Origin of the sequence: Halomonas sp. DP1Y21-3 (assembly GCF_019801245.1) — a bacterium.
Lineage (GTDB): Bacteria > Pseudomonadota > Gammaproteobacteria > Pseudomonadales > Halomonadaceae > Halomonas > Halomonas litopenaei.
Map to the genome: position 1 here is coordinate 189575 of NZ_JAHVJM010000002.1, position 25094 is coordinate 214668.

At 56.0% G+C, this 25094-nt stretch carries 16 protein-coding genes and 1 tRNA gene; 1 reads left to right on the forward strand and 16 read right to left on the reverse strand.

Translation table 11 applies throughout. The features are described 5' to 3' along the window. Positions 1 to 3259 precede the first annotated feature (3259 nt). From KUV74_RS06150 to KUV74_RS06225, 16 genes are all read right to left on the reverse strand, one after another. Positions 3260 to 4702 carry a class I SAM-dependent DNA methyltransferase gene (locus KUV74_RS06150; RefSeq protein ID WP_222515902.1) on the reverse strand — a complete coding sequence of 481 codons (1443 nt, stop codon included), beginning with the start codon at positions 4700 to 4702 and terminating at the stop codon, positions 3260 to 3262. Continuing rightward, positions 4699 to 6138, reverse strand: coding sequence for a restriction endonuclease subunit S (locus tag KUV74_RS06155; RefSeq protein WP_222515903.1), 1440 nt, complete (start codon positions 6136 to 6138; stop codon positions 4699 to 4701). The genes KUV74_RS06150 and KUV74_RS06155 overlap by 4 nt, the downstream gene beginning before the upstream one ends. Then, the gene (locus tag KUV74_RS06160) at positions 6138 to 8900 is read right to left on the reverse strand and encodes a DEAD/DEAH box helicase family protein (protein ID WP_222515904.1); all 2763 of its coding nucleotides are present in this window, start codon (positions 8898 to 8900) and stop codon (positions 6138 to 6140) included. The genes KUV74_RS06155 and KUV74_RS06160 overlap by 1 nt, the downstream gene beginning before the upstream one ends. A gap of 400 nt (positions 8901 to 9300) precedes the next feature. Continuing rightward, complete coding sequence (locus KUV74_RS06165; protein WP_222515905.1) at positions 9301 to 9492, reverse strand: hypothetical protein; 192 nt, start codon at positions 9490 to 9492, stop codon at positions 9301 to 9303. 68 nt (positions 9493 to 9560) lie between these two features. Further along, positions 9561 to 9827 (reverse strand): hypothetical protein, encoded by a 267-nt coding sequence (locus KUV74_RS06170; RefSeq protein ID WP_222515906.1) that lies wholly within the window; start codon positions 9825 to 9827, stop codon positions 9561 to 9563. 12 nt (positions 9828 to 9839) lie between these two features. Continuing rightward, the gene (gene trbL / locus KUV74_RS06175) at positions 9840 to 11336 is read right to left on the reverse strand and encodes a P-type conjugative transfer protein TrbL (protein ID WP_222515907.1); all 1497 of its coding nucleotides are present in this window, start codon (positions 11334 to 11336) and stop codon (positions 9840 to 9842) included. Positions 11337 to 11349: 13 nt separating this feature from the next. Further along, positions 11350 to 11580 (reverse strand): entry exclusion lipoprotein TrbK, encoded by a 231-nt coding sequence (gene trbK / locus KUV74_RS06180; protein ID WP_222515908.1) that lies wholly within the window; start codon positions 11578 to 11580, stop codon positions 11350 to 11352. A gap of 10 nt (positions 11581 to 11590) precedes the next feature. Then, entirely contained in the window at positions 11591 to 12358 is a 768-nt protein-coding gene (trbJ, locus tag KUV74_RS06185) for a P-type conjugative transfer protein TrbJ (protein ID WP_222515909.1), read from the reverse strand. A 286-nt stretch (positions 12359 to 12644) separates the two neighbouring features. Beyond that, the gene (gene traI, locus KUV74_RS06190; protein WP_222515910.1) at positions 12645 to 14426 is read right to left on the reverse strand and encodes a TraI/MobA(P) family conjugative relaxase; all 1782 of its coding nucleotides are present in this window, start codon (positions 14424 to 14426) and stop codon (positions 12645 to 12647) included. 34 nt (positions 14427 to 14460) lie between these two features. Continuing rightward, positions 14461 to 14832 carry a conjugal transfer transcriptional regulator TraJ gene (gene traJ / locus KUV74_RS06195; RefSeq protein WP_175069029.1) on the reverse strand — a complete coding sequence of 124 codons (372 nt, stop codon included), beginning with the start codon at positions 14830 to 14832 and terminating at the stop codon, positions 14461 to 14463. A 994-nt stretch (positions 14833 to 15826) separates the two neighbouring features. Next, positions 15827 to 16039, reverse strand: coding sequence for a DNA-binding protein (locus tag KUV74_RS06200; protein WP_222515911.1), 213 nt, complete (start codon positions 16037 to 16039; stop codon positions 15827 to 15829). A 646-nt stretch (positions 16040 to 16685) separates the two neighbouring features. Next, positions 16686 to 17771: a protein kinase domain-containing protein gene (locus KUV74_RS06205; RefSeq protein ID WP_222515912.1), complete on the reverse strand. Its 1086-nt coding sequence runs from the start codon at positions 17769 to 17771 to the stop codon at positions 16686 to 16688. 991 nt (positions 17772 to 18762) lie between these two features. Further along, positions 18763 to 19404 (reverse strand): hypothetical protein, encoded by a 642-nt coding sequence (locus tag KUV74_RS06210; protein ID WP_222515913.1) that lies wholly within the window; start codon positions 19402 to 19404, stop codon positions 18763 to 18765. A gap of 272 nt (positions 19405 to 19676) precedes the next feature. Next, positions 19677 to 20606: a tyrosine-type recombinase/integrase gene (locus tag KUV74_RS06215; RefSeq protein ID WP_222515914.1), complete on the reverse strand. Its 930-nt coding sequence runs from the start codon at positions 20604 to 20606 to the stop codon at positions 19677 to 19679. A gap of 227 nt (positions 20607 to 20833) precedes the next feature. Continuing rightward, a tRNA-Ile gene (locus KUV74_RS06220) sits at positions 20834 to 20910 on the reverse strand. Between the two features lie 399 nt (positions 20911 to 21309). Next, positions 21310 to 22350 carry a hypothetical protein gene (locus KUV74_RS06225; protein ID WP_222515915.1) on the reverse strand — a complete coding sequence of 347 codons (1041 nt, stop codon included), beginning with the start codon at positions 22348 to 22350 and terminating at the stop codon, positions 21310 to 21312. A 381-nt stretch (positions 22351 to 22731) separates the two neighbouring features. Here KUV74_RS06225 and KUV74_RS06230 point away from each other — a divergent pair, with 381 nt between their 5' ends. After that, the gene (locus KUV74_RS06230; protein ID WP_261395152.1) at positions 22732 to 24891 is read left to right on the forward strand and encodes a TonB-dependent receptor; all 2160 of its coding nucleotides are present in this window, start codon (positions 22732 to 22734) and stop codon (positions 24889 to 24891) included. The last annotated feature ends 203 nt before the right edge of the window (positions 24892 to 25094 follow it).

Here is a 25094-nt window from a genome sequence, read left to right on the forward strand (position 1 = left end):
TAAAACCGCAGCACCGCGGTCTTCGCCAATTTATGTCGCATATTCAGGACGTTCGCCGGCCATACAGCCTTCAGCCTCTTCTTGCTCTATCCCAAGACCCGGTATCGCGTCGACATGGCGACAAGGCGGTACCAATCGAAGAAGCGCTGCGGACATCGGACGTGGTAGCGCTCTTGGATGCTGCCGGCCTTACCGGCAGTACCGGGGCATTTCCGCCCGACTTTGGCGCCCTTCTTGCCGACCTTATCGACGACCTGCGTAGCGAAACACCGACGATACAGGACAATGTCGCCTTTACCGTCGCCCAGCTCGACGAGCGGATTCCCGAAAAGGACAAGCGACGTATCCTAGGGCTTGCGGTGCGGCGCGCGGAAGACAGCGAAGCCCTGCGCTGGCGACTCGGTCCGGCCAAATTGCGTGCCCTTACGACATATGGCGAGAACGAGGAATTGCGCGCACTCGGACGAGCGCTGATCGATGACATCACCGCTGATCCCACAAACGTCCGGCTGCCAAGCCGCGAGGTGCCAAGCTTGCGGGAAGGCCGTGATCTTACCCAGGCAGCGGCCGAGCTTGTCGTGCACCTCATGCAGCAGGCCGACCTACCGCCGCAATCGGAATCCGCTTTCGGCCAGTGGCTGCTAAACCGCACGGTAAAGATCGCACGACAATCAGGCCAGCTACCACTATCCTGGCTTGAGGGTATGCTTGCGGATCAAGAAAATATTCTTCTTACGTTGATCCTCGATGACTACCCGCGCATCATCGCCGAGGAACTCAACAAGGAGCAGCCAGAGCCCCTTGACCTGTCCGTTGTTACCGAGCGCATCGATCAGGTATTCACCCATTTCTTCGAACAGGGAACGCAAACGCGGGCTAAGTTGTGGGCGTACCTGAAGGACTTTGCCGCTTTGCGTCAGCCGTCCCTGGTGGCCCTTGCATTCTCAAAGTTCGCCGAATGGCATGGTGACGCCGATGCCGACGCGACCCATTCCGTCTTTGCCGCTATGGCAGACCGCCTTATTTCCCATGAGGAAGATGCTGACGCATGGCCGCTGGACGACGAAGCGGTATTACGCGATATTTTTGCCGAGCTCGCCGAAGCATGCACGTCACTTGATGCTTACGGCACCGCGCAGATGGTCCAGCTCGCCAAGGAGTGGTCCAAATCTTCCGAGCGTGCCGCCAGCGCATCCCGACTTTATGCGGTTCTCGGCCAAGCCGATCCGGCACAGCGGACAACGCTGGGCCAAGAGTGGGCCAAACGTTTTTTTGCGGACCTGCCGGCTGCATGCCAGCAGCCCCTCCTTCGCACGGCCAACAGCAAGGATGCGCCCAACGAGCTTTGCACATCTCTGGCTTCGACTATCGCATCGTTGCGTGGCGCAAAGCCGCTTGATGACCACAAAATCGAGACGTTCGCGCGCCTACTTTCCACACTGGATCAGCCGGTACTTCGGGACAGTCCTTTTGCCGAGCAGGTTAGCTATTTCATTGACGAGATCGTGAATCTTGTCACGCAGAACCCCGGTGATCACCTTGTTTCAAAAACGGAAGCACTCGCTAGAAGCTTGGAAAAGCTACCGCCTGAAAAGACACAGCAGCTACTCAACAACTTCGTCAAGTTGCAACAACATCCGCAAATCCTGGCCGGCGTATATGGTACGCTGACTGCAACCTGGCCTCTGCCGGCTGATGAAGGTGGTCTCGACTATGCAGCCCAAGAGCTGTTCAACGCCGGTATCGGTGCATTCCACAAGATCGATAAATCTGATATTGAAGCCGCCACTTTGCTTAAGAGCCTCGACAGCCTCCACCACCTTGCCCGCCTTGATCAGATAGACAACGCAGATAAACTCGTCGCCTGTGCCTACGAGCTATGGCCATACGCCCCCGAAGTGAGCAAGACACTTTGCCGCCACCACTCCGAAGCTGAGCGTACGCCTGAGCAGCTCACGGCGCTGGTCAGCACGATTGCCGAAGGCGAGGATGGTAATGATGGTTATGCGGACCTATTCCCGGCTGCGCTTGTGCATGAAATCGAGTGCGCCGGTGCAGAAGCCGTACAAGGGACAACTATGAGCCTTCTCGCACAACCGCCACAGGAAGCCGATGGTTCCTCGGACCCGGTCTTGGCACGATGGGTCGAAGCGGTAGCAGAGCACGATCCTCAGCCGTTACTCGATACGCTTGTCAACGAAGATACCAACGATGAGCAGGCCGTCCGCCTTTACTACCGCATCTTAGAGAATATTGATCACGTCTCTGACGAGCAGTTCATCACTCTGCTCCAGCAGATTCTGTCCGTGCAAGAGGGCAGAGAGAAGACGGCGGATGCCCTCGCCAGGAGTCTGAGAGAGCTTGCGGCGAAACAATTCAGCACCGATGATCAGCACCGGGCGCTTTGCGAGGCTGTACTTTCGGTCTTTTCCGATATCCCGAAGCTCGATACGAAGGCTGAACTAGCCAAGGTATGTACTCCGCTCGGTCTAAAAAATGTCATGGCGGATGCGGGCTACACAGACAGTATGTCGGACGATGACATGCAAATTATCGAACAGTTCACCGGAAAATTTAGATAATAGCACCATTCAATTCCTGTGCTCTTATGTAAGGTCCCCGACCATACGCCCCCCTCCCCCGTTGCGGCTTGGGCAGCCCTGGGGAGGGGCAGCGGTAGCTGGAACAGGCTCATCTGCCAAGAACGAACCGTACAGGTGTTCCTAGGGGGACAAAGCTCTCCCAGGTAAGAGGCTCCCCCGCTTGGCAGTATGCGCCGTGCCCCACGCGTTGCAGCTAGTCACTGCTGGCCAGCTTACGTGCTTGGTCCTAGGTAACGCCGTGAGATGCTAGCCTGGCGGTCGTCACGACGACGCCATACGGGATCTTGTGCAGCAGCTGGTTTATTTTCACGCCAAAAAGCGGCCTTAAGTTCCGATTTAATAGATAAAAATAAACTATAGATGATTTATCGACATCCATATAAGCGGAACTCTAGGCCGCTTTATTTAGAATCAGAAGGTTGGCAATATTTGAGCGTAACGCAGGGGCTGATGTGTGTTCCGCCGAGGGCGCTGCAGCATCTCTATTACTTGGGTCAGCGATAGGCTCCGAACCGTGCAGGTCTTGTTCATTCTAAACCTTCAACGAAATCGAGCGGCTGAGTCTCAGCCGCTCGATACCAAGACAGTAACCAACATAAGCTAAAGCTAAGCAGAAACTGCTGTTCACACTATTACTGCCCCAACTCGCGGCACCCTTACTCTGTCTCGCCCGCCAGCTCTGCGCTCACGCTGCGGAACTGCTCCAAGGCGGCCTCTAGGTTCTCGACAATCTCGGTGGCCAGCACTTCCGGCTCCGGCAGGCTGTCGATGTCTTCCAGGCTATCGTCCTTGAGCCAGAAGATATCCAGATTGAGCTTGTCGCGCTGGACCAGCTCGTCATAGCTGAAGCGGCGGAAGCGCTCGGTTTCCTGGCGATCGTGGTAACAGCGCACGAAGTCATCCAGGTCAGTGTGGGTCAGGCGCTTGGTCTTCAGGGTCTTGTGGACATTGGTGCGGTAGTCGTAGACCCATAGCTCCTTGGTCTGGGCTTCCCGGGAGGCAGGGCGCTTATCGAAGAACAGCACGTTGGCCTTCACCCCGGGGCTGTACCAGATGCCGGTGGGCAGGCGCAGCAGGGTGTGGAAGTTGAAGCCCTCCAGCAGACGCTTGCGGATTCCCTCACCCGCCCGGCCGGCCTCAAACAGCACGTTGTCGGGCAGTACCACGCCGGCGCGGCCGTGGGTGTCGAGGATGGTCATGATGTGCTGGAGGAAGTTGAGCTGCTTGTTCGAGGTGGAAAACTTGAAGTCCTCCCGCTCGTAACTCTCCCGTTCGGTGCTCACCGAGCCATCTTCCCCCACCACCTTGTAGCTGGACTTCTTGCCAAAGGGCGGGTTGGTCAGCACCACGTCGAAGCGCGTGCCGCCGTCGCCAGAGAGAGCATCCCCCTGCTGCACGGGGCTGCCACCGTTGCCGATGCCGTGCAGGTAGAGGTTCATGGCACACAACCGCACCACTTCATCGACGATATCCACGCCGTGCAGAGCGCTGTGCTTGAGCTGACGCAGCTTCTCACGGTCCTGGCTCTGGGTCTTCATGTGCTCGAAGGCGGAGAGCAGAAAGCCCCCGGTGCCGCAGGCGGGGTCGCACACCGTCTCGTCAATCCGTGGGTCGACGCACTTCACGATAGCGTCGATCACCGGCCGCGGGGTAAAGTACTGGCCAGCGCCAGAGCGCACCTCGGAGGCGTTGCGCTCCAGCAGGCCCTCGTAGATATGGCCCTTAACGTCCACGTTCAGGCCGATCCAGGGCCCCTCCCTATCGATCAGGCTGACCACGCGCTTGAGCTTGGCCGGGTCGGAAAGCTTATTCTGGGACTTGCGGAAGATGGTGCCGATCAGGCCGCTCTCACGGGCCAGACCCTCCAGCGTGTGGCGATACTGCAGCTCCAGCTCATCGCCATCCTTCTCCACTAGCTTAGCCCAGCGCCATTGGCTGGGTATGCAGGTCTCCTCGCCAAGTAGCTCCACCCGCTCCTCGTCCATCTTGAGGAACAACAGATAGGTGATCTGCTCAATGTAGTCACCGTAGGAAACGCCCTGATCGCGAAGTACATGGGCGTAGTTCCAGACCTTGGAGACGAGTTGTTCATTGCTCATGCGGTGGCCTTCTTGCGGGTGCGTTTCTTGGGAGCGGCGGCGTCACTTTCGGCGCGGATACGGGCCAGCAGCTCGCTGGCAGGTTCATCGTCGGGGTCCTGAGGTACCAGCTTGCCGACAAGGGCGTCCTTGAGGATGGATTGGCGCAGGGCAGCGGAGCGGGTGAGCTCGGTTTGACACCATGTAGCCAGGGCTTCAGCAGTAGAAAAAGCCTCGCCAATTCGGGCAGCTATTTCCCGCATTTCATCAATTGAAGGCAATGGCATAGCAAACGATTTGACCTTTGAACCATTCAACGCAGGCTGATTCCCGCCCTGCCCTGCCTTTCTGCTTTCTTGATACCTTCCCATCAAGTAATAATAGACATATTCAGATGGGACACCGCTTTCTGAGACTCTTATAGCTGCAGCGTTTTGGTTATTACAAGCAGGGATGTCCAAAATTGCAGCCTGCCCCCGAGTCTTACCTTCCCCAATCATAGCCAGTAAAATTGTTCCCTCAGGGTGGATCTTTGTCGAGCAGCTTTGATAGCCTACCTTTGTAATCTTTTCCTCAGTATCTTTGATTCGACAAAAAGCAACTTCCCCACTGCTCACCCAAGGAATATCACCATTCCAGTTTTTGGAATCTTTTCTAGATGGTGTGGCTCCACCATAAACGTCGAATAGTTGTTCAAAGCTGGCCCATACCCACTCCTCGGGCAGCTCCGGCAGGTCGCTGGTATCCGGCGCCACGGGCTCCGTATACTTGCCACGCCCCTGCCAATTCTCGCGACGAGCCTGAAGGATGCGTTCCAGAAGGTCACTTCCAGACTCCAGGCAATCAGCGTTCTCGGCCCGCCAGTCGGCGGTCAGCTGACCAGTGACAGCAGCCTTGAGCACCGACTGGCGATAGCGAGCTAGCAGTTTCTGTACGTCCCGCAGGCTGGCCTCGCCATGGTCAAGCTGGGAGAAAAGGGACTCGATCTTCTCGACGATGCGGCTCTGCTCATCAAAAGGGGGCAAGCCAAAGCAAAAGTCAGCGATTCCATCAAACTTGACACGAGGCCGATCGCCGGATGCTCGACTCATCGCAAAATCAATAAAGCGCTGCTGGTGGAGCAAATATTTTATAAAGTCACTATTATGATGCTCCGAAGCTGGAAGAACGATGAATTCGGCGGACGCCACGCCTTCGAACTTTGCCCTATGAACTTTATTAAGGTATGGCCTCAAGCGGCCATAAAGCACATCGCCCGGCCTAAAATAGCTACCAGCGCTTTTCATTTTCGAGAATTCAGAATGCCCCACCAAGTGGAAAGAGCCTGGCTCAATATGATCCATGCCAATGAACGGAAGGTGGCTATCCGGGTCAGCAGGAATCTTGGGGCGAGCCTTATGTATAACATCACCCAACTCAGCGAGTGACCATCCTTGAGGAAGTTCATCTTGTTTCATCACGCCACCAGTGCCTCTTGCAGCTCATCCAGCATCTCATTCAGTCCGTTACCCAGTACCTGTCTGGCCCGGAGGATACCACCCCGGTCGGCCAGGCTGGGCACATCCATAAAATCCTGCGGGGCGATCTCGGCATTGGCGGCGAGATAGGCGGCAATGGCCCTCAGCCACGCCTCCTGCTCGGCGTTGTACTCGCGCCCGGCCTTCTTCTCGCGGCCGAGCCAGAGGTTGAACCGGCGCTCCACCACGGCGTCAATGGGCTCCAGGGTATCAGTCTGGCCCAAGGCGTAGCGCACCAGGCTGACCACCTCGGTGAGCTGCTCATCTACCGGAGCACCGCGTACTTGGGAGGCCTCCAGGCGCTTGTAGGCCTGCCAGACGTTAGCCACCGCCAGGTGAGGGGGCTTCTCCAACATCGCGTTGACCAGTTCACGAATGGCGGCATAGGTGAGCCCCTGTTGCCCCAGCGGCTGGTTGTAGAGGATCTGCAGGGCTGTCAGCTCGTCGCGGTGTTCTTCGATAAAGGCCTTGAAGCTGGTAATGGTCTGCTCGGCCCGCTGATGGTCGAAGTCAGCGTGCACCAGTTGGTCGGTGGTGACCTCGTCGATAACGATATCGGTCCTCTGCTTGATGTCTTTCAGCAGTTGGCGCAGCTGGGGCTTATCAAAGGGCCGGCAGGCGTTGTCGATCAAGATGTCTACCACCTGCTGTTCCTGCACCGGAGAGGGCGCGGTGCCATGTTGTTCAAAGATGGCGGTCTGTTGCTTATCGGGGTCGATGGCATCGAGCAGGTCGTTTGCCAGCTCGCGCGGGAACTTGCCGCCGGTATTCTCGGCGACGCGGGCGCGGTCCTCGTCGTTCAGCTTGCGATCCAGGGCGGCGAGGCGACCGGCGAGGGATGACAGGGCATCCTCGTCGCGTCTGCCCATAGCGATCTGCTCCAGCAGGGCATCGAAGCTGACAGAGTTTTTACGCTCCAGTGGCTGGCTAGCGTTCTTCTTGCTTTCCGAGACCCCGACGGCATCGATCAGGATAAAGCGAGTCTTGGTTTTAGCATCCGGGGTAACGGTTTGTAGGTCGGCATCGGGGATGGTACGCACGCCGCGACCTTTCATCTGCTCATAGTAACCTTCGGATTTTACGTCGCGCATGAAGATCAACACTTCCACCGGCTTGATGTCGGTGCCGGTGGCGATCATATCCACGGTGACAGCGACTCGGGGGAAGGGGTCAACGCGAAAGGCCTTGATTAACGCCTTGGGATCTTCTGACCCGTTGCGGTAGGTGACTTTTTTGGCGAAGTCGTTGCCTTCACCGAACACCTCGCGCACAGCGTGGACAATTTCCTCGGCGTGGTTGTCGTCCTTGGCGAAAATCAGCGTTTTGGGCAACCACTGGCCACTGCGGTCGGGGAACAGCTCAGTGAACACGCGGTCACGGTAGGTCTGCAACACGGTGCGGATCTGGTTCGGGTTGACCACGGAGCGGTCCAGTTCCTTAGCGGTGTATTCCAGGGCTTCATCTAAGGTTTCGTAGCGCAGCTTCCGGGTGCGCTTGTCGCGTACCGGTACCTGGAAGCCGGCGTCGTCGGTTTCCACCTTGCCGCCCTGTTCAGTGACGTGTGTGCGGATGCGGTAGATCTCGTAGCCCACGTTGACGCCATCGGCTACGGAGCGTTCATAGGGGTACTCGGCCACCATGTTCTGGTTGAAGAAGCCCAGGGTGTGTTTCGACGGCGTAGCGGTCAGGCCGATGATGCTGGCGTCAAAGTATTCCAGCACCTGTCGCCACAGGCCGTAAATGGATCGGTGACACTCATCAGTGACGATAAAGTCGAAGGTTTCGATGGGGATTTCGGGGTTGTAGGTGAGCGGCAGCGGCTCGCCTTCATCGCCCGTCCATTGTTCAAAGGCGGAGGTTTCCTCCGCTTCCTCGTCTAGTTCCTTGCCGCGCAGCATCGAATAGAGCCGCTGGATGGTAGTGATCACCACTTTGGCGTCCGGGTCGATGCGATGGGTATGCAAATGCTGGACGATGTAGGTATCAGTGAAGCGGTTGGCTGCGCCAACCGGCTGGAAGTTCTGGAATTCCTTGAGGGTCTGGTCACCGAGATTATTGCGGTCCACCAGAAACAGGATGCGCTTGGCCCCAGCGTGCTTGATCAGCCGCCAGGAAAAGGAGCAGGCTGTGAAGGTCTTGCCCGCGCCAGTGGCGAGCTGGATCAGAGCACGGGGCCGATCCTCGGCTAGAGACCTTTCCAGCCCCTGGATGGCCTCGACCTGGCAATCGCGCAGGCCACTGGTCTCCAATGGCGGCATCTTGCGTAGCCGGGCGCGCAGGCTGTCCGACTGGCGAAGCCATTCGTGCAGGGTCTCAGGGCGGTGGAAGGCAAACAGGCGGCGCGAACGGGCCTTGGGGTCGCGCTGATTACAGAAGAACGTCTCCTCGCCCGTACTCTCGTAATCGTAGATGAGCAACTCGCCCCAAGAAGCTAGGTGTTCGGGCAGCTTTGTCATGTACTTGGCCGATTGCTCGGCCACTCCGCTCAGGGTAACGCCGGCCTTCTTCGCCTCGATCACACCAGCGGCCTTGCCATCGACGAACAGCAGGTAATCACAGAAGCCGGCCGGCAACGGAAACTCTCGCACCGCCACCCCTAGCGCCGCATTGCGGTCGAAGGAGTCACGATCCTGGAGCACCCAACCAGAGTCTGTCAGCAGACGGTCGATTTTCGTTCGTGCTTGTTGTTCCGGTTGTTGCATGGGAAAACTCACTGTGTCGATGCAGGAAAGTAGCAGCCGGTCAGCTCATCATGCCAAGTACATACCGTAGTCATGCCCCACCATCCTCCTCGTCCAGCCAGCAAGCCATTGCGCAGGTCCACGGCGGCTACGCCACACGCTCTCACGAACGGCCTGAAAGCCCGCTATAGCCTCCCACCGTGCACAACATTTAGTATCCACAGTGCTTTCCCCACGTATAGAACGTTAATTATGAGTAATTGAGGGAATCATACACGGCTCGGGCTCGTCGTTGCAGCCAGGTTCTACTACTTGAGAGTGAGCCGGGGAGCCCACACCAGACTGAGTCGGCACGGAGGCTCCCGAGCTCCGTACGGGGCTTGGGCCCAGCACAGGAGGCAAGGTGCAAGGCAGTCAACGTCTATCTTCGCCGCTTCAGCTCAGCTCTCGCCCAGGCGGATGATTCGGCCATGTCCCGTCGCAGTTCATCGATCTCCTCGGGAGTCAGCCACCGAACCGCCGGCTCCCCGCCTTCTGGGTGCGTCTCGCCGACCTGCTCGACGGACTTGATTTCCAGCTCTTTCCGCCTTTGTCGGCGTGTCTGTTCGTCCATGTCCTCCTCCTGGCTGAAAGGCGGCCATTGGCCGCCTGAGCTACCGCTGGTCAATGGCTCCCATCATGTTAGAAACCAGTATCGGAAAATCCCGCCGCCTCTGAAAACGGGGTTCTTCCGGTTCCAGCTTCCACATCATTGCTAGTGTGCGTACTGCGCGGTGTTTCCTCTCGGCCCGCATGGGCCGGACGGTTCACAAAGGCGGCAATCTCTGACTCAGCGTTCCTCTCCTCCTCGGCCGATAGCTCGACAGCCGGTAAAAAAGCGGCTTCAGTGCGGGCTTCATGCGCTTCGTCGAGCATATCCAGGGCTACCATAAAATGGCGTTGTTTCATCGTGAGGTCTCCTTAGGTGTCCTGCTGGCCACGGTTCACAAAGTGAGCAATCTCGTCGCTACGGTCCTGCTGGTGTTCACTACCGCCCAGGCTGTCGCTGTCGAATGAGGGAACAGAATCATCCGCTTCTGCGACCTTACTATCCCCTTCCGGCTTCATGCTCGCGCGGATGGATGACGCCATGCGGCCACCAGCGGTTTGATCAACCTTGCCCTGGAACTTCCCAGCCACCTTCGACCCAACCCCTTTAGCTAGCTCGCCAGCCGTTCCAGCTCCCAAGGATGCTGCTCGCTTGAATCCGCTACCGCCACCAGATCGGGAGCCAGAACCAGCGAAACCAGCCGCCTGCGAAAATGGGGTGTCACCGGTGCCAGCTTCATCTCCGGTGAAGCTGCTGCCACTCCCACCACCGCTGCTGTCACCTCCAGTGCCAAAGCTCGGCATGTCAGCTCCAGACCCCGACATATTGGACTGGGCCTTCTCGAAAGCAGCCTTGATGGCTGACCCGCCACCTACTGCATTCGCCGCACCGCCCAACATCGCGTTCCCAGCCATCTTGCCCGCCGTGAGGGCCATACCTGCCGCTGATATGGCTGCTCCTACCGCAGCACCGGCACCGAATGACCCAATGCCCATTGCTCCCACGCTGCCACCCGAAACCAGGCCGGAAATCATCGGTGGAATCTTGTTAACCAGAAATAGCAGGATCACCGAAACGACCAGCATCACGACCAACTCCTGGGACGCCATGTTCTCGCTCATCTGCGAGTAGTAGTGAGTAATAAACTCCCTGCCGATGGCGACCAGGAGCACCATTGCCATCAACTGAGCCGCTATGCCGAGAATAGCCTTGTAATAGTTGATCGCCATGTCTGATGTCCAACGGGAGCCGCCAAACCCCAGGAAAAACACTCCCGCATAGAGCAGTATCCAACTGGCGGCTAGCAGCAGGAGCAGGTTGACGGAAATGATCGCCAACACCAGCAATACAGCCAAGGCCATACCTTCCATCACCAACGCAGTGGCAAACTGTTTCCAGCTCAACTCTGACGTGGCCTTCACTGTCTGGTCGTACAGCTCAAAACCGATATCGAGGATGCTGGACGGCCCCAAGTTGCCGTTGGAGAGGCCACCGGCTTGTGCCCCAAGGGTTTGCAATGACTGTACGATGGTTCCCGCGATGTTCATGCCCTGAGTCGCGTTCGTCAGCAACCACCAGAAAAAGCCTGTAAAGATGGTGAAACGCACAAGCTCGGCAAAGAACTCACCAATGTCGGCCTTGCGCAGCGCCATCATGCCGAACGTCCACACCATCGAGATCACTACCAGGGTCCAGAACAACCGACTGGCGGCCGCTTCTATGGCAGGCCCCCACGTTGATGCCGCGGAATGAAAGCGATCCAACACATCATCCATGATGTTGCTGCTGGATAGCTCCTGAGCCATTGCGGTATCGGACAGCATGACGACGGCCATCACGCCCAAACCACCATATACGAATCGTTTCATACGACGCCCTCCCTCAATACCTGTCGGGGGAGCTGGGTTTGAACTCCCATTCCCGCATGCGTTGGGCCTTCTCGAACGACCGACAGGCTTCGGTAAAGGCTTTTCGGCTCGATTCTCGGCTCAGCTCGCTGATGGTCTGCTGAAACGCAACTGGCGAGCACGTGATCGCACTCGCCTCTGGTACCGTTTCCTGCTCACAACCTAACAAGGCAACAGCTGCCACAAGTGGGATGATCTTCTTCATCGCAGCCTCCTTAATAGCGACCTGCTGCGCTAGGTTGGTAATTCCAGGTACGCATCTGCCGTTCCCGCGCTTCCCCTCTGGCGTTAGCATCCAGTTCGGCGGCGAGACGGGCGGCTTCAGCGTGCTGCTGAGCAATCAGCAAGCTGCGGATTTGCAGGAGTTGGTTGGCCTGGTTACTGGCGAGCTGGTTGGCGTAACCAATGGCGGCAAGCTGGCCATCCGCGCCCTGGGCGGCGGATTGAAGACGCTCAAGCTGTCGAGCATCGGAGACCAGGTTATCTTGTTGCTGATCCAGTCCCCGGAAGAGCGCATCGTTGGCCGCTTTTTGCGATTCAGACGCCAGGCGACGGTTTTCATCCATCGCTGCACGTTCGGCATCCGTGCAACCACCGCCATTGAAGCAGGGGGAACTCCGGTAATACGCTACGTCCTGGAACTTGCCTAGGTAGGCATCGAGGCTGCCGAGCTGGTTCTGATAATGCTGAAGCGTATTGGTGGCTTGGATCAGATCATTAATCGTGGATTGTGCCCTGTCCCAGATATAGGCCGCTGGAGCCATGGTGTTTTGCAACTGGTTTTCATACTGCTGCAACTGCGTCTGGTACTGCTCGATCTGCTTGAGAGTCTGTGAGACGGACTCCATCGCCGTCATAACATTTTGCTGAAGGTTGGTGCCGTCGACGACAGGGATGCCCGCTTGGGCAGGCATGGAAGCGGTTAACGCCAAGGACATGACCGCGACAGGAATTTTAGCCGCTAAAATTCGTTCTCTTCTCATGATTGAGTGCTCTTAGCTTCATCGTGACTAAGTTGCACTCACCAACCTGTAGCGGCTCGCTCATGAAGATTGCGAGCCACTACCCCTGCCGGAGAACCCAGCGGTGAAGTGTGGACCTCTACAGGGATAGCTCGTCACTTACTATCCCGGCGTCCGACCTGCGCGACACCGTCAGAACGCGCGGCCAATGGTTGTTGAACATCGGTGTCATTGTCCTGGGGAACGGTTAGGCTTCCCAAGGGTTAATCGCATCTACTGTTTGTTGCCGCCTTCCAAAGGGAAAGCACTATAGTGAACGTCCCGTCTGTTGTCTTTTTGCCCTCTTGGCATCCATCTCTGCCCGTAACTTGGCTTTGCGGCGCTCTTGCTCGCTCGGCCCCTGTAGGGGCGGTGCCGGAGTCTTGCCCGTTTGTCCCTCAAGGTGAAGCACATCGGCCTGGGATAGCGATTGCAGCCGGTTCCGGCGCACCGGAGGTGGCGGCTGACCGATGGGCGGCACTCCCGCCCGTTTGCTTCGGGTTTTGGCCGGGGCGGTGTTCTCGCCGTTCGCCAGGGCTTGGCGGCGACGTTCCAGCCCGGCGTCCGCAAACCGGATAGGCAACTGTCCATCCGCTGCCGCCTTGATCACCCGCGCTTTGAACTCGGGCGAACCGTTCACGGTGATGCGCTCGCCGTAGCGTTCCATCGCCATTCTTAGCGCGTTCTGGATGCCTGCCTGGTCGGACTCCCTGGACACCTGGAGCCGGTCGCCATCGTCGCGCACGGCGCTGGCTCCGGCCCGGTAAATGATGGTGCCCTTCTTAGTGATGTTGTCGATCACCGGCACATGGCCGGGCTTCGCCTGTCCCTCACCCTTCAAGGTGTTGCCCTTGAGGCCCTGGGCGGCCTCTCTGGCTCGCAACGCGGCCAGAACCTCGATATCGCCCTGCAAGGCTTCTCGTTTGAGCCAGTCGGCCCAGGTGCGGCGCCCGTGTGCTTCATGGATCGCCTGGCGTTCTTCACGGTACTGCTTCTGGATCGCGTCAATGTCGGCTTTCAGGGCGCTGCTGGCCTGCGCATACAGCATCTTCTTGGTCAACCTGCCGCTGGTGAGCTTGATGGCCGCCCGCCGGGCCTTGCCCTTCTTCTTGGCGTTCTCAATCCGGCGGTCTTTCTGCCGCCGGGCTTTGTCCAGGGCCGCCGTCTTGTTGGCTGCGGCGCTCTGCTGTTCTGATTTGAACCGGGCGTAAAGCTCGGTGGTGTTCACGCGCAGCCGTACCGGGTCTTTGCGGTACTGGCGGTGGGGCTTGCCCTGTTGCGCCTGGTCAGGCTCGAACGGGCCGAAACGGGCCTCTAGCTTCGGCTTGGAGAAATCCCGCCCCAAGGTGCTCGCCTTGACCGCCGCGTCATCACCGGCCACGACAACCATCCCATTCCCCCGCGCCCGGAGTTCCAGGCCATTGTCACGCATGACCTGGTGTAGCTCAGCCCAGGACTGCGCGGTTTTGATGTCGTCCAGGCACTCGCGCTTGATCCAACCGATCAGGCTTTCAATACCGGCATGACGCTCCATGTCGGCGGCTCGGGCCTCGGCCCCGCGTCGGCGCGGCATGTGGTTGTCCTGCTGCAACCCATAGTCCCGTTCCATGACCTCGCACAGCTCGGCCAGCGTCTGGTGTGGGTAGTAGGGTTCGTGGATGATGTTGCGCGTCGGGTGGATCTTGTTGACGGCGATATGGATGTGCAGGTTGTCGGTATCGTTGTGAACGGCGCTGATGCGCTGATGCTCGCCAAAGCCCAGCCCCTCGCAAATGCGGTCCTCGATGGCCGCCAGGGTATCGGCCTCGATCTGCTCCCCGGCCCGAAAGCTGACAATCAAGTGATAGGTCTTGTCGCTTTTCGCTCGGGTATTGGCGAACTGGGTCGCTAGTACCTCGCTGACGGCATCCTGGACCGAATACGCCTCGCAGTTGGTCAGACGTACCGCGTCAAGACGGTGCTCCTTGCTTTGCTCGTCGGTGATGTAGTTCACCAGCCCGGCAAAGTCTGACTTGCCCAGGGAGCGCATGGGGACGTGTTTGGCTATCATCAGTGCCAGCCCCACATTTTAGCGGCTAAAAAAATCACGATCTGGCCCTTGGCTGCACCACGGATTTCAATACCTGACTCATTTCCTCCTGAGTGGCTTCGATCCTTCCGAGCAGGCTAAGGATGGTAGCCGCCCCGAAGTGAGCCGTTCTCACGTCATCTGTCAGCCAGAGCTTGAGCAAGCCCCCTAAACGACCCAAGTCTCCATTTACACGAACCAGCTCGCGGACATATTCATAGTCCATAACACCACTGACCTGGTAGCCCTGACCTACTTCGCGCAGATAACAAGCAACGCTTAGCCCTGCCTGCCTGGCGTTGGATTCAATCAGTTCTCTCTCTTCCGGAAGGCAGTACACCTTGAGCGGAGTGCTGTTCTTCCGTGTCACCCTTTGCTTCTCACTCATGCCAGCTCCTATCTCAGATGCCATGCCTTGCAGAGCAGGATTTCCGTTGAGCACCGCAGGTGCGAATAAGGACCAGTGAAGAGGAACACCACGCTTGCGGGGTGGGACTACTTCACACATCCTGCCCGCACTTCAGCGTTGATTTTTGTAGGTACGCCATGTGCAAAGCATCGCTATTTCTCTGCATTTCGTTGCACGGGTCTGTTTTTTCCTGTGCATCCATGACAAACAGCCCCGAACTCTGATGAAGTCGATACTTGCGGCGATAATGCAGCACTCCAGAAGCGGTAAAACAGCGATCTAATAGCGATTTCTCCATAGCGGCGCCCTTGCGATTTCCACATTCAAATACACAGCTTTCCTCGCGGTTTCCGCACGGCCCCTCAAATGTCAATAAATCAGAAGTTCTGCCCCTCAAGTGTCAACATCGCTGCCACGCAGACCATTTCTTCCATCTCATTGGCTTACTGCGTATCAATTGACGTGGTTGGCCTTTCTTCCTTGGCGTGTAAAACACGGCGAATGCCGTTCATATACTTACTACCTAAGTACTTACTAGGCTTAGTACTTTCTAGCTTCTTTACTTAGTAGTGTTGGATTTTCCGCCTACGGACTACCCGGAGTTGGATTACCCATATTCGGAAAATCCGAACGTGGTGGATCAAGCTCAAAGTCGCCTGGTCGGTCAGTGACTAACCATGTAGTGCGCACGAACTTTCCACATCCACCACGCTCTCGCTGAATGCACAGATACCCCGCCTGTTGAAGTTCCTTCAGCCCCGCTCTCGTAGCATCTCGACCAGAGCCAACCTCCTTCTCTTTTGAAAGGTGGGATAGCCTGAGCTTCCAGTTATCCGGCAGGGAGAGCACAAACACCAGAATGCCCAAGGCTTTCCATGAAATTCGTCGGTCTCGAATCAACTCATTGTTGAGCGTCATGAAGTTTGATCGCACTCGGCGTCGAATGATTGCAGTGTCGTCCACAGTTGCCCCCTCAGGACTCGTCAATCAGTCCAGCAACATCAGTTGCACGGAAATAGACACGCCTTCCAACCTTCCTCTTTGCGGCATTCCATTTCAAAGCAAAGTCTGATTGGCTCTGCAAAGATATTCGGAGTCCATCAGGGCTACGCTTCAACAATTCCGATAAATCGGTTAGGGAAAGTAGAGGACCATAACGCTCAAGCAACTGCTCTTCGGTTGTCATAAACATCTCCAGATAACGCAAACAAAGACTTCACTTTCAATATTTACGTCATCTTGAGAAAACTTTCAACACTTTGATTTTATGGTTAAAAAAGTATAGCTATACGCCTACCCAAAGTTTATCTATACTTTTCCAACAGCACCTTACATAAAACAAAAGAACCAAAAATTCCGCATATAAAACTCAAACAAAAACCAAAGTGAACCTGCCCATCAAGTGTCAATAAACAGCTTGAGTTGACCACATTGTGCACGGTACTTGGTCAATGTACTTTATTTCATTGACACTTGAGGGGCACTTTTATAACCACAATCCTTCAGGCGCATAAGCACATGGAAAAATGTGTCCAGCATGAGGGATGCTAGGTAGGAAAGGATGGCATTGAGTAGCGCACCACTGAGGCCACACCACAAAGGCAGAAGAAATTTTAGCCGCTAAATTTCCCTATTCGTTGCTGAAGGGATGATCTCCTTTCGGAAAAGGTAGTATGTTGTATACTACTACAACATACTACAGGCTACACAACGCCCATAACTTAAAATTCTGGTATCGATCAGAGGCTGTTTTTTAGTCATCTCTGATATAACGCTTTGCTTACCGAAAAATTGCGAGTGTAGCGAGTAATTTATCCGCATGCAGCAACTTGTTAAATGCACTTTTCAAATTTTGTTTGAAACTGACCCCATCTTTCCCACAAATATGGCCATCTGTTTTTTAATGGTTCTGTCGATGCCTTTTGTTCAAAGTAATTGACAAGAAATTCCAGCTGAACAAAGCTTTCTTGTGATTCACGCTTAACAATATCAAGTAGTGCCATCTTGACCTCCTCAATAGATGGCCTATCAGAGGGGTCAATTGAGAGCATATCAAGAACAAGAGATTGGACCTCAGGCTCTACAGGAGATACTCCTTCAAAATTTATATTTGCGGTCTTTGCCCATTTTTTCCAAACCTCAGCTTTGGTCCACTTTTTACTATAAGCCTCAACTGGTCGAGGCCAATAATCGTTGAGCTTTATGCCAACCGGATGGAAACCTCCACTCATTAGCTCATAGAGAATGACCCCCAGCGCAAATACATCTGTTTTAGGTGAAAGCTCAGATTCACTCCACTGTTCTGGAGCCATATAAGGCCGAGAGCCACCGAAGACAGATGAGTCTTGAAAAGCATTAGCTAGACCGAAATCAGCGATTAGAGCCACGTTATAGATATCTAGATCAGGTAAATCACGAAATTCGTTTTTTACATCCCTCAGAAAAATATTAGCAGGTTTCAAATCTTGATGTGCTACTAGACCGCTCTTATAGCAGTGGCTCAAGCCACTACAAGCATAAACCATTATTGAAAGTTTTTCGATCACGCTAGAAAGTTCAGGCTTTCGTATCACCTTATCAAGGTCACTTCCCCAATAACGAAATAGTGCCACAGGACTTCCATGAACCTCAGTGAAATCAAATGCCCAATGAACAAACATCTGGTGGTTATATGAAAGCTGATTCTTTAGTTCATTGACAAATCTTTTATTCGTTTCCTGAATGGAAGCGTTTTTAAGAGGTTTCGGTATTTTCGCACATACATATCTAGGTAATACATTTTCACCTTGATCAAAGACATAAATCTCTCCGCACATACCTCCAGAAACTGAAACACATGTTCCTTTGTTACCCAAAGCAACCTCTAACATAAATTTCTTCTGAGTATCATCGAGGGCATGAAAATCTATTTGATCCATGGAGCTTATCTTCCTGTGCATTTAACGCCGCGTTGAGTGGTGAGTAACGCTACCACTAAATCTAAACCATTGTGCCGTAAAAATTAAATTCAAAGATAATCGAAAATGCCAAGCGTTGGGAATCCGTCTTAAACGCTGTGTTATTTGCAAACCTCAAGTGTTCGTAAGCATTTTTCTTTATGTCCCTCAATTGTTTTCAGGAATGAGCCACACGAGAAACATCTAGTTTTACCTTTTAAGTCTATGCTATTCTGAACGAAAAATTGGTTCCATGACTCAGGATGCGACTGACTTACATGCTGGGTAAGATCAACCACCATTTTGGCGCAGTATGGACAAGGAATTTTATTGTAAACTGGTTTCTTTTTTTTCTTTGCACGCATTTCTTCAATTCGGTGACGAAGATGAGTTTTATATAAATACTCAACTCGATCTATGTGAAACTCAGCCCCTCGACACGAACGGATACCCGCAGATCGAAATTTGATGGAAAGCAAATATAAAGGGTCACCAAGCTCAAGATCTTGGAATAAAATGTACAATTCGCAAGCACTGTTGATAAATTCGGTAGAGTAAGTTGTAGCCCAACTTCCAGAACCGTGATGTGCTGGGAGATATTCTCCTTGCTTGGATTTGCACTTTTCCACTAACGCTCTAATTTGCTTCTGTTTGTTATTTGATATTTCCATTTATACTCCAAGCAACTAACGCCGCGTTCACCGGCTTGTCCGGTGCAACGCTTTGTTAGCTGCGCTGCACATGTTTCGAAAGATTCGAGACAATTACTTTAAGGTGGCCTATCAATGAGATAACATCATTTTCAGTAATTAAAACTTTCTTCCCCAACTGTTCTGGGTGACTGCCCGTTTTCTTTATGTATTCTTCATCAACTACACCCATTTTATGCGCTAGAAGATGGCGTTTTTGAAACTGCTTTACGACGAACTCCCACTCGGTGCTATCGAGACCTTCAGTAATATTAATTCCGGATTCATCGAGTTTTTTTCCTGGCTACGTAAATATTCTGAAAAGACAGCTTAGGATATCGGTCACGACAACGTTCTCGTGAAAATCCATCAAACGCTGAAATGCAGTCCTCCAGCCCATTTTCAATTAGCTTGCTTTTTATATCTGATGGCGCTTCTTTAGCCAGATCAAGTATTTTTATGACCAGATCAAAATTTGCATCGGCTATCTGTTGTGAGTTGTGCTCTGCACAATCAGGACAGTACCCGAACGCACCATAGATAGCATACTTCAAGGTGCAGTTTTTACATTCGACTTTTTCTTCAAGTTCTTTTTCAGAATAGTAGGTAATGGGAGTTGGCTTTCCCTTTACGGTTATGCCAATAGAGATCAGCTGATTCTTTTTTGGTTTCGTCTCCATCTTCTTCATCATTTTGAGAAGATCGCCAGAAACCTTATTAAGAACAACCGACCGAGCATACTCAATCTGCTGTTTTGTCCAAAAATGGTCTTGCGGCCCCAAGTGTTGACAATAGGGGCAATAACAATCGGAGAAATCAGGGATACCTGTACCCGGCTTTATCTTGAAGTACTTTTCGCACTCGGGGCACTCTCTACCCAAATAGCCTTCATCGTCTTTTTTAATATCCACAGAGTAGGTTTCCACTACTGATTCCTTTTTTCAGCAAACAGTGATTATACGCCCCTCGACATAACGTCAATGAACCCGGCAGCGCGTTCACTCAGGTTATACCGCCTATCATTCAAGATCTCTTCCATTGAAATTATAATAAATTAAGTATAAACAGGAAGCATAACATATATTATTGTGCCGGCTTCATAACTCGGCTGAACCAACATGCCGCTTTCGCCGACATAGCCGCTCAGGGTCGGAATCCGCCTGATCGTTCTGCCTAGTTTTCTCAAGCTATTAATGTATTAGACCTCCCTTAGTCTATCCAGCTTCACGACCAAATCCTCGGCTCTCAAGTGCGTATACCGTCTCAGCATCTGCATCGACTTGTGCCCGCTGATCGCGGCGACCTCCTGATCGGATAGTCCTGCCTCTACCAGCCGGCTCACGGCCTCATGGCGTAAGTCGTGGAAGCGAAAGTCATCGAGCCCTGCTTGCTTCTTCGCCTGGTTCCAGAGCTTGGTGTAGGCATAGGGGCCGCGCTTTCCGTCCCTGCCAGGCTCACCGAAGAACACCAGATCGCAGTCGAGCGGGCGCACCGGATTGCTCAGCGCCTGCTTGAACACCTCGGTGGCGGCCTGAGTCAGCGGTACCAGGCGGGCTTCGTTATTCTTGGTGTCCGTAAGGCGCACCACGCGGCGTTTCACGTCGACCTGGGAGCGAGTGAGGGTCAATATCTCTGAGGAGCGCATGCCCGTCTCCAGGGCGATTCTGGCGATCCAAGCCAACATGGGATTGTTGTGCTGTCGTAGCACGGCGAACAGGCGCTTCTCCTCGTCGGGGCTCAGGCGGCGGTCACGCCCCTCTCCCGGGCTGGGCTTACGGATGTTCTGGACGGGGTTGTAGGTCAGGCCGAGGCCCCACTCCTGGATGGCTACGGTGTAGAGGTGGCCGAGCAGTGCGAGCTCAAGGCGCACGGTATTGGGGCTGATGTGCTTTCCCCGGTGCCCCAGGCTGTTCAGCCGCGTATCGCGGTAGTTGGCAATCAGTTCCGGCGTCAGGGCCGCGAGGGAGTATTTACCCAAGTGATCGATCAGCGTGTTGGCCTTGTGGCGTTCGCTCTTTTGGGTGCTGGGCTTCTTGGTAGGGGTAACGTCGGCCAGGTAGCGCTTGAGGGCGGCTTCAAGCGTCATGCGCTCCGAGGCACTGCGCTGGATATAGACGCCACGCACCATTTCATCTTCGGTGCGGCGGCTCCAGTCCTGAGCGTCACGTTTGGTACGAAAGGTCTTGGCGGTAGTGGGCCAGCCGGTCTTGCGAATGACGGCTTTCCAGCTACCAGAGGGTCTTGACGATGGTGGCCATGAAAATCTCCAGGGGACTGAAGAATCGGTACTGTACCGAAACTGTACCCTTGGACTATGGGACTCACCATAGATAATTCGTAAGGTGCTGATTTTATTGGTGGGCCCAGCTGGACTCGAACCAGCGACCAAGGGATTATGAGTCCCCTGCTCTAACCAACTGAGCTATAGGCCCTTATCAGCGCGGGCGTATAATAGCGAAAGCTGCGGCCGTAGGCTAGCGGGTTTCGGGTGGACGCTTGCCACTGGTCAGTATGGCGGCTTTCGAGGCGCTTTGGCTGTGCCCTTCCTCGCATCACAGCCCTTGTCGCATCATCGTTCCGGCGCCTCGAAGTCCGGTTTTGGCGGCTGGGTGTACCGCAGGCGTACCCGCGGCACCCACACATCGCCCTCCTCCTCACGCGCCCTTTCTTCCCCGGCCCTTTCTTCACCCGCCCTTTCTCACTCCCTATCGTTCCTTCTCACGCTCTATCGCTCTCTATCGCTTTCCTGATCTCTCTATCAGGCTCCGGCGCCGCGTCCTGCCCTGCCTCGGTTCGATGTGGCGTTGTGCCATGCCTGAACCGCTTCGTGCCTACTGCACTAGTCCGAGGATGGTGTAGGGGGCTTCGCAGCAGCGGCGTTCGTCGCGTTCGCTGACGCTGTGCAGGTCGTAGTTGCGGTCGTTGTCGTAGGCGACGAACAGGCGTTCGCGGTCGAGCACGGCGAGGCCTTCGGCCTTGTGTTCGAACTCGAGCACCTTGTCGTTCTCGTCGCGTACCAGGGTGGGTGCCCTGCCCTGGCGGAAGTCGTGCAGCGACATCACCCACAGATAGCCGCCGATGACCTCGTCGTCGCTCTCTTCCGTCTCGAAGCTGGTGAGCAGGTACAGCTGGCCGTGGTAGGGATCGTACTCAAGGCTCGACAGGCCACAGATGTGCTCCACGCCGTCGTACTCGCCGGGGTCGAAGCTGAAGACGTCGTGCAGGGCGTCGACGAACTCCAGGTTGTCGTCGTCGTTGATGATGTAGTGGGCACCAATGACCCTGCGCACGTAGTCGAAGTCATCGTGGGCCTTGCCCTGCTCGCGGATGCCGAACAGCAAAAGGCCATCGCCACGCTCGCCGGGGATCGCGGCCAGGCCCTCGATCTTGTAGTAGGGCTCGCCTACGGCGGCGTCCATCTTGCGCCGAAATTCGAGCGACCCTTCCACACCGTCACGGGGGTCGGGGTCCACCACCTGGACCCGGTCAGGCTCGTGAAGTGGCCAGATCAGCAGGTGGTTGTAGGCGTTGAGATCGTGGGTCTCGTCATCGATGCGATCGAAGCCGGTGGTGGCGATCATGTGGCGCCCATCGGTGGTCAGGGCGAAGTCTTCATACTTCACCGCTTCCTTGATGGTCTGCTGGGTCAGGTAGTCGATGCGGCTGTCGTCGGGACCATCGGCGGTCAACGGCAGGCTGAAGGCGGCAGAACGCTCGTGGCCGGGGATCGGCTTGTCGCTGGCCATCAACAGTCGCTCACCATCGTAGGCCACCGCGGAAATCTCGGCGTTGACCAGCTCGCCCTGGTCGTCACGCAGGCCGGGAGGAAAGCAGTGGATCGTGCCCTGCTTGAGGATTTTAACTCGTGCCATCAGGCCTCCTGATCGTCGCGTGGTAGATGCATCCAGCCTACGCCTTGTGCCTCTGGTCGGCGAGGGGGTGAGCTTGACTTGCACAAATCTTAAAATTGAATACGAACGCTTCGCATTATTTTCACAATTCGCTATATTGCTTGCCGCTGCCGAAGCTGCACACCTGCCCCACGGGCAACACGCAGCTCCCTCGGCAGGTGGCGCGAGACGGGCCGCCAGAAGCCCGGTCCGCACTGTCCCATCGGCTCGTCTCGACAAGCCGGTCAACATCAGCCAAGCGATCATTCCATGCCATCCCAGATTCCGACTCAGCTCCACACACGCCCGCGGCCCGTTACTACTGCGCCAGTCACCGGCGTTACGTCATATGGCGGCTCTCCCTTGTCAGCGTCACTTTCCCTCGGTGCAGGCCTTTTGCTGCTGGCCGCTGCTCCGTCGCTAAGCTGGGCGCAGTCCGTTGGTGCCGATCAGCAAGGCACCGACGCCAGGGCGGCCACCGACGAGGCAGCCGTCCAATCCCAGGAGACCATGGTGGTGGTCGGCTCGCGTACGCCGAAGTCGATCAGCGAGATTCCGGGTGCGGTGTGGGTGGTGGATCAGCAGCAGCTGGAGACCCAGATCGCGACGGGAGCCGACCTCAAGACCGCGCTGGGTCGGTTGGTACCGGGGCTGGATCTGGCCCCCCAGGGACGCACCAACTATGGCCAGAACATGCGTGGCCGCAGCGTGCAGGTGCTGATCGACGGCGTCTCGTTGAACAGCTCCCGGGGCCTGTCGCGCCAGTTCGACGCCATCGACCCGTTCAACATAGAGCGCGTCGAGGTGCTGTCCGGCGCAAGCAGTCTTTATGGCGGTGGCGCCACCGGCGGCATCATCAATATCGTGACGAAGAAAGGTGACGGTCCCGGTCGCCACTTTTCCACCGCGACGAGCGTCACCAGCGGCTTCAATGACAGTGACGACGCCGACTTTCGCCTGGCCCAGTCGATCAGTGGCGGCAGCGAGCGTGTCCAGGGACGTCTGGCGGTGGCCTATCAGGACAATGGACGCTTCTATGACGGGCGTGGCGACGAGATCTTCCCGGACATCGCCCAGACCGACCTGCAGGACAATCGCTCCATCGACATCATGGGCAGCGTCGATCTGGCACTCAGCGCCGAGCAGACGCTGACGCTTGGCGCTCAGCTATACCGCTCGGCCTATGAGGGTGACCGTGGGCTCTACTTCCCCAACCTGGCGCTAGGCAATCTGGAAGGCGCCGAGATCCGCGACGGCTATTCGTCGGATCGCGATCCCGAGACGGATCGTCGCATGGTCAACCTGCAGTACCACCACGCCGACCTGCTGGGTCAGGACTTCTACCTGCAGGCGTTCTATCGGGAAGAAGAGGCCAGCTTCAATGCCTTCCCCTACGCCACCACTCAGGGCGTCGAATTCCGCGCCTCCAAGCAGGACACCGATCTGGGCGGTATCAAGGCGCTGTTCGATGCCGAGCTGGGCGAGCGCGTCTCGCTGACCTATGGCCTCGACATGGACCGTGAGTCCTTCGACGCCGACCAGATGTACTTCGACATTGCCACCTCGAATGCCAGTGGCGGTCTCACCCAGGAAGAGCGCGAGATCGGCCCGCGCTATCCAAGCTACGAGGTCGACGGCTACGCCGGCTTCGCCCAGGGCGACTGGCGGGTCACCGACGGTCTGACCCTGTCCGCCGGGGTGCGCCAGCAGCATATGGACGTCGAGGTCGATGACTTCAACGGCGTACCGGGTGGCGAGAATGACTATGATGCCACCCTGGTCAACGCAAGCGCCCTCTACGATTACGGCAACGGCCACCAGAACTGGATCCAGTTCAGCCAGGGCTTTGAGCTGCCGGACCCGGCCAAGTACTACGGCAAGAGCGCCGATGTCAGCGTCGACGACAACCCGCTGGACGCCATCAAGACAAACCAGGTGGAACTCGGCTGGCGCTTCAATGACGCCGACTGGAGCACCCAGGCGGCGATCTACTACGCCTGGTCCGACAAGGCGGTGGAAAATGCCGAAGACCTGTCTGTCAGCGTGGTCGAGGAAAACAAGCGCGACTACGGCCTGGAAGCGGCGGTGACCCGCTTTCTGGACGGCGGCTTCGAGGTCGGCGGCACCCTGCACCTGGTGCGCTCGGAGCAGGAAGACGAGAACGGCAGCTGGGAAAAGCGTGACGCCCGCTATGCGTCGCTGTCCTCCGCCACCGCCTTCGTCGGTTGGCAGGACATGGCGGCAGGTCGCAGCGCCCGCCTGCAGGCCAACCATGCCCATAACCTGGAAGATGACGATGACCGCCAGATCGACGGCTACACCACGGTGGACCTGGCGCTGGCCCAGGATATCGATATCGGCCGCCTGACGCTGGGTATCGACAACCTGCTCGACGAGGAATATTCCACCGTCTGGGGACAGCGAGCGGCAATGTTCTACTCGCCCTACTACGGTCCGGAGTACCTGTACGACTATCAGGGTCGGGGACGGACCTTTACCCTTGGCTGGACCATGGACTTCTAATATTCGTCCAGGGAATTCCCTTCCCCACCAAGCGCCGGGCCGTATCAGGTCCGGCGCTTATGGTATCGGCCTTGTGGCAGGGCTCACCTGGCGTGCCACCCCAGTCGGTATTCCCTCCTCCTCTCATTTGATAATGAATTGCATTTGCTTTTGCGCCATGGCATGCTCTTGGCCCTCCGCATTTCCGCTTTCGAGGACTGTGA

What these genes read in the sequence shown, in the direction of transcription:
- KUV74_RS06160 (WP_222515904.1), bottom strand. Translation starts at nt 8,900, where the DNA reads ATGCAACAACCGGAACAACAAGCACGAACGAAAATCGACCGTCTGCTG.
- KUV74_RS06200 (WP_222515911.1), bottom strand. Translation starts at nt 16,039, where the DNA reads ATGACAACCGAAGAGCAGTTGCTTGAGCGTTATGGTCCTCTACTTTCC.
- KUV74_RS06165 (WP_222515905.1), bottom strand. Translation starts at nt 9,492, where the DNA reads ATGGACGAACAGACACGCCGACAAAGGCGGAAAGAGCTGGAAATCAAG.
- KUV74_RS06155 (WP_222515903.1), bottom strand. Translation starts at nt 6,138, where the DNA reads ATGAAACAAGATGAACTTCCTCAAGGATGGTCACTCGCTGAGTTGGGT.
- trbL (WP_222515907.1), bottom strand. Translation starts at nt 11,336, where the DNA reads ATGAAACGATTCGTATATGGTGGTTTGGGCGTGATGGCCGTCGTCATG.
- KUV74_RS06170 (WP_222515906.1), bottom strand. Translation starts at nt 9,827, where the DNA reads ATGAAACAACGCCATTTTATGGTAGCCCTGGATATGCTCGACGAAGCG.
- KUV74_RS06150 (WP_222515902.1), bottom strand. Translation starts at nt 4,702, where the DNA reads ATGAGCAATGAACAACTCGTCTCCAAGGTCTGGAACTACGCCCATGTA.
- traI (WP_222515910.1), bottom strand. Translation starts at nt 14,426, where the DNA reads ATGATAGCCAAACACGTCCCCATGCGCTCCCTGGGCAAGTCAGACTTT.
- KUV74_RS06225 (WP_222515915.1), bottom strand. Translation starts at nt 22,350, where the DNA reads ATGGCACGAGTTAAAATCCTCAAGCAGGGCACGATCCACTGCTTTCCT.
- trbJ (WP_222515909.1), bottom strand. Translation starts at nt 12,358, where the DNA reads ATGAGAAGAGAACGAATTTTAGCGGCTAAAATTCCTGTCGCGGTCATG.
- traJ (WP_175069029.1), bottom strand. Translation starts at nt 14,832, where the DNA reads ATGAGTGAGAAGCAAAGGGTGACACGGAAGAACAGCACTCCGCTCAAG.
- KUV74_RS06205 (WP_222515912.1), bottom strand. Translation starts at nt 17,771, where the DNA reads ATGGATCAAATAGATTTTCATGCCCTCGATGATACTCAGAAGAAATTT.
- trbK (WP_222515908.1), bottom strand. Translation starts at nt 11,580, where the DNA reads ATGAAGAAGATCATCCCACTTGTGGCAGCTGTTGCCTTGTTAGGTTGT.
- KUV74_RS06215 (WP_222515914.1), bottom strand. Translation starts at nt 20,606, where the DNA reads ATGGTGCGTGGCGTCTATATCCAGCGCAGTGCCTCGGAGCGCATGACG.